Annotated in this window: 14 protein-coding genes; 8 read left to right on the plus strand and 6 right to left on the minus strand. The window is 73.2% G+C overall.

The genetic code is table 11. The features are described from left to right. The first annotated feature begins 40 nt into the window (after positions 1-40). Positions 41-214 (plus strand): hypothetical protein, encoded by a 174-nt coding sequence (locus AB0O21_RS32250; RefSeq protein WP_365176735.1) that lies wholly within the window; start codon positions 41-43, stop codon positions 212-214. 186 nt (positions 215-400) lie between these two features. Next, a complete protein-coding gene (locus AB0O21_RS32255) occupies positions 401-1384 on the plus strand; it encodes an NAD-dependent epimerase/dehydratase family protein (protein WP_365176738.1) in 984 nt (327 codons plus the stop codon). Position 1385: 1 nt separating this feature from the next. Here AB0O21_RS32255 and AB0O21_RS32260 read toward each other — a convergent pair whose 3' ends face one another. From AB0O21_RS32260 to AB0O21_RS32270, 3 genes are read right to left on the minus strand one after another with little or no spacing between them, the layout of a single operon-like run. Beyond that, positions 1386-2837 carry a lipase maturation factor family protein gene (locus AB0O21_RS32260; protein ID WP_365176741.1) on the minus strand — a complete coding sequence of 484 codons (1452 nt, stop codon included), beginning with the start codon at positions 2835-2837 and terminating at the stop codon, positions 1386-1388. A gap of 20 nt (positions 2838-2857) precedes the next feature. Beyond that, complete coding sequence (locus AB0O21_RS32265) at positions 2858-3391, minus strand: DUF1990 domain-containing protein (protein WP_365176744.1); 534 nt, start codon at positions 3389-3391, stop codon at positions 2858-2860. Continuing rightward, a complete protein-coding gene (locus AB0O21_RS32270) occupies positions 3388-4251 on the minus strand; it encodes a YndJ family protein (protein WP_365176747.1) in 864 nt (287 codons plus the stop codon). Before AB0O21_RS32270 ends, AB0O21_RS32265 begins: the two co-directional genes overlap by 4 nt. 174 nt (positions 4252-4425) lie before the next feature. On the opposite strand from AB0O21_RS32270, the gene AB0O21_RS32275 reads away from it, so the two are divergent. The 4 genes from AB0O21_RS32275 (at position 4426) to AB0O21_RS32290 (ending at position 9145) form a co-directional block, all read left to right on the plus strand. Further along, the gene (locus AB0O21_RS32275) at positions 4426-5670 is read left to right on the plus strand and encodes a DUF6777 domain-containing protein (protein WP_365176750.1); all 1245 of its coding nucleotides are present in this window, start codon (positions 4426-4428) and stop codon (positions 5668-5670) included. A gap of 7 nt (positions 5671-5677) precedes the next feature. After that, positions 5678-7741: a SpoIIE family protein phosphatase gene (locus AB0O21_RS32280; RefSeq protein ID WP_365176866.1), complete on the plus strand. Its 2064-nt coding sequence runs from the start codon at positions 5678-5680 to the stop codon at positions 7739-7741. A 121-nt stretch (positions 7742-7862) separates the two neighbouring features. Beyond that, entirely contained in the window at positions 7863-8723 is an 861-nt protein-coding gene (locus AB0O21_RS32285) for a DNA-formamidopyrimidine glycosylase family protein (RefSeq protein ID WP_365176753.1), read from the plus strand. 26 nt (positions 8724-8749) lie between these two features. After that, positions 8750-9145 carry a hypothetical protein gene (locus AB0O21_RS32290; RefSeq protein WP_365176756.1) on the plus strand — a complete coding sequence of 132 codons (396 nt, stop codon included), beginning with the start codon at positions 8750-8752 and terminating at the stop codon, positions 9143-9145. A 157-nt stretch (positions 9146-9302) separates the two neighbouring features. Here AB0O21_RS32290 and AB0O21_RS32295 read toward each other — a convergent pair whose 3' ends face one another. Next, positions 9303-9971, minus strand: coding sequence for a TetR/AcrR family transcriptional regulator C-terminal domain-containing protein (locus AB0O21_RS32295; protein WP_365176758.1), 669 nt, complete (start codon positions 9969-9971; stop codon positions 9303-9305). Between the two features lie 124 nt (positions 9972-10095). Between AB0O21_RS32295 and AB0O21_RS32300 the strand changes: the two genes are divergently transcribed. Next, entirely contained in the window at positions 10096-11151 is a 1056-nt protein-coding gene (locus AB0O21_RS32300; protein WP_365176761.1) for a hypothetical protein, read from the plus strand. Here AB0O21_RS32300 and AB0O21_RS32305 read toward each other — a convergent pair. Beyond that, positions 11127-11591: a hypothetical protein gene (locus tag AB0O21_RS32305; protein WP_365176869.1), complete on the minus strand. Its 465-nt coding sequence runs from the start codon at positions 11589-11591 to the stop codon at positions 11127-11129. The two genes, AB0O21_RS32300 and AB0O21_RS32305, sit on opposite strands and share 25 nt — an antisense overlap. 243 nt (positions 11592-11834) lie before the next feature. Continuing rightward, positions 11835-12374: a sigma-70 family RNA polymerase sigma factor gene (locus AB0O21_RS32310; protein ID WP_365176764.1), complete on the minus strand. Its 540-nt coding sequence runs from the start codon at positions 12372-12374 to the stop codon at positions 11835-11837. Positions 12375-12678: 304 nt separating this feature from the next. On the opposite strand from AB0O21_RS32310, the gene AB0O21_RS32315 reads away from it, so the two are divergent. Further along, entirely contained in the window at positions 12679-13866 is a 1188-nt protein-coding gene (locus AB0O21_RS32315; RefSeq protein WP_365176767.1) for a CapA family protein, read from the plus strand. Positions 13867-13904: the final 38 nt, after the last annotated feature.

Below are 13904 nucleotides of genomic sequence, written 5' to 3' on the forward strand. Positions count from 1 at the left end.
CGGTACGCCTGCCGGGTTACGCGACACAAAGGAGTGCGCGGTGACTGAAAAGACGAAGCCCGAACCGGAGTTGCTGGAGCGGCCGGCCTCGCGGCGCAAGCCGAGGGCCGACGAGCTCGGAAGCCTCGAAGTGTGGGCACGATCCGCCCCGATCCGACTGGCGGGGTACGAGGACGACCTGGCGGAATCGCACATCCTGCCCGGCATCGACTGACGCGAAGCGGTACCAAGCGCCCCCGTGCCCAGCCGCACCGGGGGCGCTGCCCTTGCCCGGAGCCTCCCGAGCCTTCCCCGACCGTCCGGGCGCGCCGAGAAGTTCCGTGAAGCCGTACGCCGTGAGCGTCATCGCCGAGAGCGATCACAGGTTCCGCCACGCCCCCCGCCCGGGCAGGCTGCCCGTATGAAACTGCTGATGCTGGGTGGCACGGAATTCGTCGGACGCGCGATCAGTGAGGACGCCCTCGCCCGGGGCTGGGAGGTGACCGTCTTCCACCGCGGACACCACGCGCCCCCGCCGGGCACCACCGCCGTGCACGGGGACCGCACCGCCCCCGGCGGCCTGGACGCCCTCGCCGAGGGGGAGTGGGACCTCGTCGTCGACACCTGGAGCGGCGCCCCCACCGCCGTGCGCGACAGTGCCCGCCTGCTGCGCGGCCGGGCCGGCGGGTACGTGTACATATCGAGCCGCTCGGTGTACGCCTACCCCGCCCCGGCCGGTCTCGACGAGGACGGCCCGCTGGTCGAGGGCTCGCCCGACGCGGAGGCCACCGCCTACGCGGAGGACAAGCGGGGTGGTGAGCTCGCCGCCCTGGACGCCTTCGGCGACCGCGCCCTGCTCGTGCGCGCCGGGCTGATCATCGGGCCGTGGGAGAACGTCGGCCGGCTGCCCTGGTGGCTGAACCGCATCGCCCGCGGCGGCCCCTTCGTCGCCCCCGGGCGCCCCGGCCTGCCGCTCCAGTACATCGACGTGCGCGATCTCGCGCGCTGGTCCCTCGACGCGGGCGCCGCCGGGCGCGGCGGCGCCTACAACCTGGTCTCCCCGGTCGGCCACGCCACCATGGGCAGCTTCCTGGAAGCCTGCGTCGCCGCCACCGGCGCCGGGGCCGAACCGCGCTGGACCCCGGACGAGGTCATCGAGAAGGCGGGCGTCGAGCCCTGGACCGAGCTGCCGATCTACCTCCCCGAGACCGAACTGCACGCCTACATGTTCGGCGGGGACGTGACCAAGGCCCTGGAGGCGGGCCTCGTCTGCCGCCCCGTGGAGGAGACCGTGGCCGACACCTGGGCCTGGCTCCAGGCGCTCGGCGGGGTCGCCCCGCACCGGCCCGACCGCCCGCGGAAGGGCATATCGGCGGAGCAGGAGGCGGCGCTGCTGGGATCCTGAGCTACCGCGGCTCCGACCAGGCGGCCTCCGCGAGACGGGTCGGCGGCAGGTACTCGCGCACCAGCGTGCGGTGCCACCAGTCGCCCGTCTCGCGCAGCTCCCGCCAGGTCGTGTACCGGTAGCGGTACAGCCGGGCCCGGACGTAGACCGGCGGGGCGTCGGGGAAGGGGTTGTGGCGCAGCAGCCGCAGGGTGTCCCGGTCGCCCACGAGCAGCCGCTCCACGAACGGCCCGAACCAGTCCCGCGCATAACCGGGGGAGATCGCCGCGAACCACATCAGCCAGTCCAGGCGCAGGTGGTACGGGGCGAACTGGCGCGGCAGCCGGTGCGGTTCGCCCGGCTTCCCCTTGAAGCCGTACTCCCGCCACGCGTCCTCGTCGGGCGGCGCCCGGTCGGGGCTCCCCTCGGCCGTGCCCTCGACCGCCACCTCCATCCGGACCCGGCCGACCGAGCCGAAGGCCCCGTACGTGTTGACCAGGTGCAGGGAGTCGAAGGAGCGGTTCATCACCTGCCGGCGCGAGATCATGTTGAGCACCGGGTGGCGGCTGAGGAACAGTACGAGGGCGGCCACCGCGCACACCACCACCACGTACCAGAGCGGTGCCTCCCGCGAGGCGGCCGCCGGGGGAGCGCCCGCGATCCCGGAGAAGTCCACGGCCGCCAGTGCCACCGTGATCGTGATCCAGTTCAGCCAGGCGAAGTTCCCCGACAGCACGAGCCACAGCTGCGTCGCGATGATGATCCCGGCGGCGTAGGAGGCCACCGGCTGCGGGGTGAAGAGGAGAACCGGGACCACCAGTTGGGTCACGTGGTTCGCGGCGCACTCCACCCGGTGGAGGGGCGCTGGCAGATGGTGGAAGAACCAGCTCAGCGGCCCGGGCATCGGCTGCGTCTCGTGGTGGAAGTACAGGCAGGTGAGCTTGCGCCAGCAGGCGTCCCCGCGCATCTTGATCAGCCCGGCCCCGAACTCCACGCGGAAGACCACCCAGCGCAGCAGCCACAGCACCAGCACCGGCGGCCCGGCGCGCGCGTTGCCGAGGAAGACGGCGAGGAAGCCCACCTCCAGCAGCAGCGACTCCCAGCCGAAGGAGTACCAGGTCTGCCCCACGTTCACGATGGAGAGGTACAGCAGCCACAGCACCGCCCACATCCCCATGGCCGCGCCCAGCGGCACCTCGTCCCCGGCCCCCGCCGCGAGGGCGGCGGCCAGAGCCGCCCCGGTCCAGGCGCACCCGGCGAAGAGACGGTCCGAGTAGCGCAGTTGGAAGAGGCTCGGCGCACGCCGGAAGGGCACGTACCGCACGTAGCGCGGCACGGGCAGCATGCCGTTCGCCCCGATCAGGGCCCGGAACTGAAGGGCGGCCCCGAGGAAGGCGAAGAGGTACACGCCGGCCAGGGCCCGCTGGAAGACCAGCCGGGTCAGCCAGTAGCCGGGCGTCGTGAACCAGTCCATCGCCTCCAGTATCGGACGGGTCAGGCGGCGGCGGCCAGCCTGCGCACGTGGCGGCCGAGCCGGCGGGCGTAACGGAGCTGGAGGAAGGGGATCACCGGGCCCGCGAGCCGGGTGTACCAGCTGTTCGGGCGGCTGAAGGCCGTCACCGTGAACCACACGGTGCCGTCGGGGTCGATCTCCACCACGAAGGACTCCTCCCCGCACTCGGGGTGGCCGCTCAGGGTCCCGTACGCGAATCCCACGCGGGCGGGCTCGTACGCCGTCCAGACCACCTCGCACGGGGCGTCGATCCGCAGCGGCCCGAAGCCGATCCCCACGACCACCCGGCCGCCGGGGCGGACGGGGCCGTCCGCGGCCCGCACGAGCATGCCCGAGGTCCGGTGGGCGTGGAAGGTGGTCACCGCGATCCCGGCGGCCTCGAAGGCGGCCCGGCCGTGGCCGACGCGGGCGCGGTGGCGCAGGTGGTTGTATCCGGCGGGGAGCGGCAGCCGGGCCGTCGCGCCCCGGTCGGGGTAGCTGAAGGTGTCGCGGCCGGCGCTGATGAGGCGGGTCATGGCGAGGTCTCCTCACGGTCTACGGTCAGTCGGCGCCAGGCCAGCACCGAGCACAGGGCGAATCCGAGGGCGTTCCCGAGGCCGTGGGTGGCGGCCATCCAGGTCAGGGTGGGGTGCACGATGTCACTGGCCTCGCCGACCGCCCACCACAGGGCCAGCAGCATGGTCGCCAGCAGCACCGCCGCCGAGGTGGCGAGCAGCGCCCGCGTGCCGCGGTCCCCGGTCCCCGGCCGGATCTCCCGCCAGGTCAGCAGGGCCACGGCCCACATCCCGCCGGTCAGGACCACGGCGCCCACCAGTTCGGCCCAGTCGTCGACGAAGTAGCCGAGCAGCACCAGCAGGGTGCCCGCGGGGACGCTGTACGACGCCCCCCGCGCCCAGGGGCCGGGTGTCGCCGCCCGGCACACCAGCCCGGCGACCAGCGCGGCCGTGAAGCCGGCGAAGTGGAAGTGCGGCACGGTCAGCGCCAGGATGTCGAGGTCGAAGCCGAAGAGCCGGTACCCGGTGCGTTCGGCGACCAGGGCGGTTCCCGCGATCGAGGGCGAGACCAGCGCGGTGGCCACGGCGATCCCGGCGGGGCCGGGGGCCCCCTCCGGGAAGCGGAGGCGGGTCAGGGCGCGGCCGCGCGGCAGGTGGGCCGGGGCCCGCGCCGCGAGGGCCAGGCAGGCGGCGGCGTAGAGTGCGGCGAGCGCGGTGGCGGGCACCCCGCGCGGCAGCCAGAGGCAGAGCGCCCCGGCGGCGGCCGGCAGGGGCCAGAGCCGGGCGGCCCGGCCCAGTCCGGCCGGGTCGATCAGGCGCAGGCCGGCGGGGACCACGTAGAGCATGCCCAGGGTGACGATCACGTTCACGAGCACCGCCACCCTGGACTCCCCCCATATGCGCGGCCGAACGCTTTGAACGCGTTCAACTCACGGGGATGACCTTACGAGGTTGGTTGAACATGTTCAAGCGGCTCTTTCGGTCGCTCCGGTTGCGACACTCCCGGGCATGCGTCAGACAAGGAGTGAGCAACCGGGGCGAAAAGGGAGATCCACGTGCACGGACCGACACCTCCGACACCTCGTCAGGCGCCGCGCCGTCACGCATCGGCCGGCGCCGCCCTGTTCGCCGCCCTCGGCCTGTTCGCGGCCGGCTGCGGCGGTTCCGAGAAACCCCCGGCGAACGCCGGACCCGAGAGCCAGGAGGTCTACCTCCAGCCCGTGGCCTCGGCCGGCCCCGACCCCTTCACCGCCTCCTCGGCCACGGCCGAGTCCGCCCCCGTGCAGCCCCCGCTGCCCAATCCGACGGGACGCGGCATCCGCACCGTGAACGCCGCCACCCCCGGCCTCTACGGGGGAACCCAGCGGCTCGGCAGCTGCGACGTGGAACAGCAGGTCCGCTACCTGACCGAGGACAACGCCAAGGCCCGCGCCTTCGCCCAGGCCTCCGACATCGAACAGGCGAGCATCCCGGAGTTCCTGCGCGGCCTCACCCCCGTCGTGCTCCGCGCCGACACCCGCGTCACCAACCACGGCTTCCGCGACGGCCGCGCCGACAGCTTCCAGTCCGTACTGCAGGCCGGCACGGCCGTGCTCGTCGACGAACACGGGATGCCCCGGGTCCGCTGCGGATGCGGGAACCCGCTCGGCTCCCCGCGCGCCGCGAAGGGCTCCCCGGTGAACAAGGGCGAGCCGTGGAACGGCTACCAGCCCAACCAGGTCGTCGTCATCGAACCCACCGTCCACGTCATCAACAACCTGGTGATCGTCAACATCGCCGACAACACCTGGCTCGAACGCAAGCACGGCGACGACGGGGCCCAGGACCGCACCCCTCAGGTGGTGCCCCCCTACGACCCGGCCGACGGCATCCCGACCGGCCCCTCCACCACGCCCGGGACCACACCGCCGGGCACCGACCCGGCCGACCCCTGCGCGCGCCCCGAGAACAACAGCCTGGCCCGGACCTCCCCGCCCGGCACGCCGCCCGCCTCGCCGGCGCCCAAGGCGACGGACTGCCCGCCGAGCCCGTCCGTACCGTCGAATCCGTCCGCCCCGCAGCAGGAGCAGCCGGCGCCGCCGCCGTCGTCCGACGCGCCCGCGGACATCCCGTCCGACCTGCCGCCGCAGTTCCCGACCGAACCCGGCCTCCCCCTGGAGCCCGACGGCGCGACGCCGGGGCCGGCCGACCCGTACGACCCGTTCGCCGAGCCCCACGCGGACCCGTACACCGATCCGTACGGGGACCCGAACCTCACGCCCGCCCCGTCGGACGACGGGTACGCGCTGGAGAGCGCCTGACCGGCGCCTGTGTCATGGTGGATCGGTGCCGACCACCGTATCGCTGCCGGACGACTGGCCCGCACACCCGGACCGGTCGCTCTCGCTGAACCGCATGGGCAGTTTCGACTGGGACCTGGTCACCGGTCTCATGCACATGGACGAAGCCGCCCTCGACGTCTTCGACACCACCCCGGACGAGTACGACGGTCGGCCCGAGTCCCTCTCCCCGCGCGTCCCGCCCGCCGAGGGGACCAGGCTCGACGCCCTGGTCTCCTCCGCCCTCAAGAGCGGCCAGGACAGCTACGGCGCGTACTTCCGCATCCGCTGCCACGACGGGCGGCTGCGCTGGACGCACACCCAGGGCCGCGTCATGCGCGGCCCGGACGGGCGCCCGTACCGGATCATCGGCATCGTCCGGGACGCCACCGAGGAGCTCAGCCACTCGGCGGAGCGGCTCGGCCTCGACGAGGAGCGCCGCCGCCAGACCTCGGTGGTGGAGTCCACCACCGCCGCCCTGGCCCACGCCCGTACGGTCCAGGACGTCATCGACGCGCTCAGCGACGCGCACGGACTGGAGCGCCTCGGCTCGATGGGCATGGTGATGGGCCTCGTCGAGGCCGGCCGGATCCACCTCGTCGCGGAAGGCCCCGAAGGCAGCTTCGTCCCCGGCACGCGTTACACCCGCATCGACGAGCAGTACCCGATGAGCGAGGTCGTCCGCTCGCTCCAGCCGCGCTTCCTCGACTCGGCCGGAGAATTCGCCGCGGACTACCCCGGGCTCTGGGCCAAGATCTCGTCCATGGACATCTCGGCGGCCGCCTACCTGCCGCTGATCGCCCAGGCCCGGCCCATCGGCGCGATCGGCCTCCTCTACCAGGACAAGAACGGCTTCACCCAGGACGAGCGCAACCTGCTGGTCGCCCTGGGCAGCAGCATCGCGCAGAGCCTGCAGCGGGCCATGCTGCTGGAGCAGGAACACGACCTGGCGGAGGGCCTCCAGCAGGCGATGCTGCCCCGCCGGATCCCGGCGGTGCCGGGCGGCGAGATCGCGGTCCGCTACCGCTCCGCCCGGATGGGCCAGGACATCGGCGGTGACTGGTACGACGTCATCCCGCTGCCGGGCGGCCGCGTCGGCGCGGTCATCGGCGACGTCCAGGGCCACGACACGCACGCGGCGGCGGTCATGGGCCAGCTCCGGATCGTGCTGCGCGCGTACGCCGCGGAGGGGCACTCGCCCGGCACGGTCATGGCGCGGGCCTCCGTCTTCCTGCACGAGCTGGACACGGACCGCTTCGCGACCTGCACGTACGTGGAGGCCGACCTGTCGACGGGCGTCCTGCAGATCGTCCGGGCCGGCCACATCGACCCCCTGCTGCGCACCCTGGACGGGGACTGCCGGCGCCTCCCGGTGAGCGGCGGCATGCCGCTGGGCCTCTCGGCGGAGTTCGGCCGGCTCGAATACCCGGTCACCACGGTGGAACTGGACCCGGGGGAAACGATCCTGCTGTGCACGGACGGCCTCGTGGAGCAGCCCGGCGCCGACCTCGACGACGGGATCCGGCTGCTGACCTCGCTGGTCCGCGGCGGCCCGGGCGACCTCCAGCAGCTGGCCGACCAACTGTGCGGGGTCGTCGACGAACGGGGCGGCGACGACGACATGGCGCTGCTCTTGCTGCGCCGCCAACCGGTGACCACTGCCGGCGCGGGGGGCCGCCTGCAGCAACACGTGGCCCCGGGGGACCCGGAGGCGCTGGTCGCCGCACGGCACATGATCGGCGCGGCGGTGCGGGCGTGGGGCGCGCGGGAACGGGCCGACGAGATCGAGCTCGTCGCGGACGAGCTGATCGTGAACGCCCTGATGCACACGGACGGCCCGGCCATCGTGACCCTCCGGGTCCTCCAGGGCCCCCAGCGCCGCCTCCGCGTGGAGGTGGAGGACCGCTCCAGCGCCCTGCCGAGACGCCGGGAGGCGGGGGAGGCGGGGGTGTCGGGGCGGGGGCTGATGCTGGTGGACCGGCTGGCGGACGTGTGGGGGGTGGAAGCGAGGGGGAGCGGGAAGTGCGTGTGGTGCGAGTTCGTCGTGGGGTAGCCGGGCATGATCCAGCCCCTCCGGCGTTTGAGGAGCGGGGTACGGGGCGGAGCCCCGAGTCTTCGAGCCGCACCCGCCCACCCGGCTCGCGCTTCGCCACGGGCACCGGCAGGCTGGAGCCATGCCGGAACTGCCCGAGGTCGAGGCCCTGCGGGAGTACCTCGACGCGCACCTCACCGGGCGGGTGGTCGAGCGCGTCCTCCCGCTCGCCGTGAGCGTGCTCAAGACATACGACCCGCCGCTGACCGCCCTCGAAGGGCACCCGGCCGGGACCACAGCCCGGTACGGCAAGTTCCTGGCCGTGCGGATCGGGGAGCTCCACCTGGTCACCCACCTCGCCCGGGCGGGCTGGCTGCGCTGGCAGGACACCCTGCCCGCGCAGCCGCCGCGCCCCGGCAAGGGGCCGCTCGCGCTGCGCGTCGTACTGGAGGGCGGCGGCGGCTTCGACCTGACGGAGGCGGGGACGCAGAAGCGGCTCGCCGTGTACGTGGTGCGCGACCCGCAGGAGGTGCCCGGGATCGCCCGGCTCGGGCCCGACCCGCTCGCCGAGGGGTTCGACCGGGCGGCCTTCGCCGCGCTGCTGGAGGGGGAGCGGCGGCAGATCAAGGGCGTGCTGAGGGATCAGGGCGTCATCGCGGGCATCGGGAACGCCTACAGCGACGAGATCCTGCACCGGGCGCGGGTGTCGCCGTTCAAACTGGCCTCCTCCTTCGGGGAGGAGCAGGTGACGGAGCTGTACGGGGCGGTGCGGGACACCCTGCGGGAGGCCGTCGCGCGGGCGCGCGGGCTGGCGGCCGGGGAGCTGAAGGCGGAGAAGAAGAGCGGGCTCCGGGTGCACGGCCGGGCCGGGGAGGCCTGTCCGGTGTGCGGGGACACCATCCGTTCGGTGTCCTTCGCCGATTCCTCGCTGGAGTACTGCCCCACCTGCCAGACGGGCGGCAAACCGCTGGCCGACCGGCGGCTCTCGCGGCTCCTCAAATAGCCCGCCGCTGCGTAGACTCCGGCACCATGCCCGAGGAGCAGCCGTCGCCGCCCCGGCGCGAGGTCGTCACCGGGGTGCCCCGGGGGCATCGCCGCCGGCCGGCCGCGCATGCCCCGGCGCGCTCGGAGATCTCCGAGCAGACCACCCTCGGCGCCACCTACGTGCGCGCCCTGATGCGCAGCCAGTTGCGGGCCGGGCTGGGCACGCTGGCCGCGCTCGGGCTGCTGGTCGGTGCGCTGCCGCTGGTGTTCGTCCTGCCGCGCGGGGGGTCGCGGACCCCGGTCTGGGTGGCGCTCGGCGTGCTGGTGTACCCGGTCATGTGGCTCGTCGCCCGCTGGTACGTCACCCGGGCGGAGCGCAACGAGGCGGATTTCACCGGGCTGGTGATGGATCCGGCCGAACGCACCTCGGAGGGCCTCTAGTGCTGTGACCGGCAAGGTTCACCGGGTCACGGCGCCCGGCACGGCACCTCGCTGCGTTGTCGGACCGCGCAAGTACGTCCAGTACGAGCCGCGGCCCTCCGCCTTGCGATGCACCGCACCGGACACCGCGACCCGGCAAACCTTTCCGGCCACAGCACTAGAGGCGGGCCTCCAGCCCGTCGAGGACGGCCTCCACGCCGAACTCGAACTTCTCGGCGGCCAGCGCGGCGGGGTCGGCGCCCTGCTGCTCGGCGATGCGGGCGCGTAGGCGCGGGTAGCGCGACGCGATGTCCCCCGCCCACTCCTCGACGCTCTGCGGCGGGCCCTCGTCGCCCTTGCCCCGCGGGACCTGGGCCTCGGCGATCGTCGCCTGGGAGGCGTCGGCGAGCAGGGTGCCGGCGACGAACGTGAAGGAGGCGTTCACGGCCCAGTCGAGCTCCCGGCCGGTGAACCCCGCCGCCTCGTAGATCGCGTACGAGTGCTCCTGGAAGCCGGCCATCCCGGGGCCGTAGACGAAGTGCGTGCTGATGGCGGGGACGAGCCACGGGTGGCGCCTGCCCAGTGCGTACGTGTCGTGCACCAGCGCACGGGCCGCCGCCCGCCAGCCGGTCTCGGCGGGGTCGGGGAAGCTCAGCTCGCTCCACACCTCGTCGGCCGCGAGGACGACGAGGCTCTCCTTGCTGCCGACGTGCCAGTACATCGCGGTCGCCGCCGAACCCATCCGCTCTCCGAGCCGACGCATGCTCAGGCCGTCGATGCCCTCGCTGTCGAGGAGGTCGATGGCGGCCCGGACGATCTGGTCACGGTTCAAGGTCTCACGCGGCATGGGGTCAGGGTAGCCAAGCATTTGCACGGTGTTCAACAGAGGGCACGGAAGGGGTTGCGCGGCGCGCGGCTGCTCTTTTACGGTGTGCAAGTCGATGGACTTGAACGCCGTAAAAGGAGCCTTCGTGACCGTGCTGCCTGAAGCCGAATCCGTACCCGCACTCGCACCCGCCGCCCGCCGAAGCCCCTCGGGCACCTGGCATCGCCAGCTGCTGATCTGCGCCGCACTCCTGGCGGGCCTCGTCGTCCTGTGCGGCGTCGGCATGTCCGTGGACGGCCGGACCCTGCAGGGCGAGTCGGTGTGGGCCAAGCCGATGAAGTTCGGCTTCGCCTTCTGCCTCTACACCGCCACGCTGGCCTGGCTGCTGGCCAAGCTGGACAGGGGCAGGCGCCTCGCCTGGTGGGCCGGCACCGTCTTCGCGGCGGCCACGACCGCCGAAGTCGGCGCCATCACCGTCCAGGCCGCGCGCGGCACGGTCAGCCACTTCAACGCCGACCGGGGCGACCCGGTCACCCTGGCCCTGGTGCCGGTCCTCACCCTCGGCGTCATGGTGATCGTCATCGCGCAACTGATCGTCGGCGTCATCGTGTTGATCCAGCGGACGGGCGGCAAGGACCTGAACCGGGCGATCCGCGCCGGACTCGGCCTCGCCACCGCCGGCATGCTCATCCCCGTCTACTGGATGGTGACCAGGATCCACGAGCGCACCGTCGTCGACGCCAACGGCAAGGAGATCCCGATGTACCAGGGCCACGGCATCGGCGACCCCGACGGACACGGCATGCCGCTCACCAACTGGAGCGTCACCGGGGGCGACTTCCGGGTCCCGCACTTCTTCGCCCTGCACGGGATCCAGGTCCTGCTCGTGCTCACCGTCGCGCTGATCGCTCTCTCGGCCCGCCACGCCTGGCTGCGCGACGAGCGGGCCCGCGCCCGCCTCGTGGGCGCCGTCGCCATCGGCTACACCGGGCTCGTCGCGGTCGTCACCTGGCAGGCAGGCCGCGGCCAGTCGCCGGCCCACCCGGACGCCGCGACCCTCGCCGCGTTCGCCGCGGTCCTCCTGATCGGCGCCGCGGCCACCGTGCGGGCGGTCGTCGTCTCACGGCGCGCGGCGGCCCGGGGCGTTGCCGGGGCGGCGGCGGTGGAGTCCGCGGATCAGAACAGGTGCATCGCCAAGTGACCCAGCGGCAGCCCGAGTTGCCAGGCAGGGGTCCACACCCGGGCGTTCTCGTCCAGTCCCGCGGGGGTGTCGGCGTAGCCGTGCCGGCCGGGGTCGAGGTTGGTGGCGAAGAGTTCGGTGCCGTCGAGCCAGCGCCAGGCCACCCGGGCCAGCTCGAGGTCCGGGTCCTCGCCGCGGCCCCGCTCCCTGGCCTCCTCGCCCAGCGCGAGGAAGCGGGTGTGCACCCAGTCGCGCCAGGGGTGACCGTACGCCGTCAGGCACATCCACTCGTCGAGCTGGGAGACGACCCGGATCCCGGAGAGCTCGCCGGCGGCGTCCGAGAGGTAGATCGTCAGCGCGAGCGTGTCGCGGCCGGCCCGGAACTCCAGCGTGCTGACCGGGATCAGCCGGCCCGTGCGCAGCAGTTCGTCCGCGATGTACTCGGCGTAGAGCCAAGCCATGGGCACCGCGAGCCCGCCGTCACTGGTGCCGTTCGTACCCTCGGGCTGCACCGTTCCACCTTCTCCCGCGCGTCGAGCGTCCCGCCGTCAGCCCCGAGCCTTCACCCGGCGGCTCGTGGAGCGGGGGATGTTTACTCAACTTGCACGCTCTGATGCCGAATTCGATGCAATTCCTGTCCGGTCCGCGTGCGTTCGAGGCGTTCCCCGACCCTTTCGCCCTCCGGGGAGGCCCCGGCCGCGCCCTCAGGCGCCGAGTCCGTACCCGTATCCCTGGAGGCCCTTCCGGAGGGCGCGCAGAGCGTAGTACGTACGGGACTTCACGGTTCCGGCCGGGATCCCGAGCTCGGCGGCGGCCTCGGCCACCGAGCGGTCCTGGAAGTACACCTGCATGAGCACCTCGCGGTGCTCCTGGCCCAGCGAGCCGACGGCCCGGCGGACGTCGATGGCCGTGACCGAGCCGGCCACCGCGTCCTCGGGGGCGGGCGCCTGCTCCAGCCCTTCCGGATCCACCTCCTGAGGCCGGGAGAGCCGGGCCCGGCGCGCGTCGATCGCGAGCCGCCGGGCGACCGTGAACAGCCAGGGCCGCATCGATTCGTGTCCGCTCGACAGGACCTCCGGGTGCTGCCAGGCCCGTACGAGGGTCTCCTGTACGAGGTCCTCCGCGCGCTGGGCGTCACCGGCGGTGAGGCCGAGCAGGAAACCGAACAGGGCCCGCCCGTGGTCGCGCTGGAGTTCGGCCAGCGCTTCGGGGTCCGTGCGCCGGAGGGTGGGGGAGAGCGGCACGAGGGGCTCCTTCCGGGGGTGTGTGCGGGGCCGACCGGGGGCGACCCGTTCACCCTGACCTGCGCCGGGCCGCCTCGGAACCGTCCCGTCCAGGTGGTGCGCCCAAGCACCCGGGTCGGCCGCCGGGCGGCAGTGCCGGTCGGCGAACGGTCGAACGGCGCGGCGAACGGCATCGGGTCCGCGATCGGCCATCGGGGTGAGCGCGCGGCAGACGGACGGATCCGTTCCTTGACTTGCGGCGTCCCGTTATGTGGATTGCAGGTGATCCGATATCAGATAGTCGTACTAATGGGAGCTGGGATAGATGACCAAGCGCACCCGGCGAACCGCCGCCCTCCTCTCCGCGCTCCTGGTGTCGGCCGCGGCCGCCGCGGGCTGCTCGGCCACCGGGGGATCCGCGCCGGCCCGCCTCGCCGGCACCGGGGCTCCGACGCCCACCACCGCTGCGGGATCCCCCGCCGCCAAGGGTTTCACCCTCGTCGCGAGCGGCGACGTACTGCCGCACACCTCGGTCATCCAGCGCGCGGCGAACGACGCTCCCGGCGACGGGTACGACTTCAGGCCGATGTTCTCCGGCGTCAAGTCCGTGGTGTCGACGGCCGACCTCGCCCTCTGCCACATGGAGACCATCTACGGCGAGGAGGGCGGCCCCTTCTCCGGCTACCCCGCCTTCAAATCCCCGCCCGAGGTCGCCGACGGGCTGAAGGAGACCGGCTACGACGGCTGCTCCACCGCCTCCAACCACACCCTCGACGACGGCGCCGGCGGGCTGCGCCGCACCCTGGACCGCTTCGACAAGGTCGGCCTGAAGCACGCGGGTTCGGCACGTACCGCGGCGGAGGCGTCGGCGGTGACGATGTACACGGCGGGCTCGGCAAAGGTCGCGCACCTCGCGTACACCTACGACACCAACGGCTACCCGATGCCGGAGGGACAGCCGTGGGCGGTGAACCTGATGAAGCAGGACAAGATCATCGCGGATGCGCGGGCCGCCCGGAAGGCGGGCGCGGACGTGGTGCTGGTGAGTGTGCACTGGGGCACCGAGTGGCAGACCGAACCGGACGAGACCCAGCTCTCGCTCGGCAAGGCCCTGACCGCCTCGCAGACCGGCGGCCGCCCCGACATCGACCTGATCCTCGGCACGCACGCGCACATCCCGCAGCCCTACGAGAAGGTCAACGGCACCTGGATCATCTACGGGATGGGCGACCAGGTCGCGGGCGAGATGTTCAACTACACGGGCGCGCGGGACATGCGCGGCAACTACGGCTCGATCGGACGCTTCACCTTCGCCCCGCCGGCCGCCGCAGGGCAGCGCTGGCAGGTCACCAAGGCCGAGTTCGTCCCGCAGATGATGGACCTGTCCACGGGCCGGGTCGTCAACCTCGCGCAGAACTCGGGCGAGGAGGAGTACGCGACCGCGAAGGAGGCCATCACCGAAGCCGTCCTGAGCCGCGGCGCGGCGAAAGACGGCCTCACCCTGTCCAAGTAGCCCCTGCGGGCCCCGGGCCCTGCGGGACGGCCGCGACC

The sequence above is a fragment of the Streptomyces sp. NPDC091371 genome, assembly GCF_040684275.1.
Classification (GTDB): domain Bacteria; phylum Actinomycetota; class Actinomycetes; order Streptomycetales; family Streptomycetaceae; genus Streptomyces.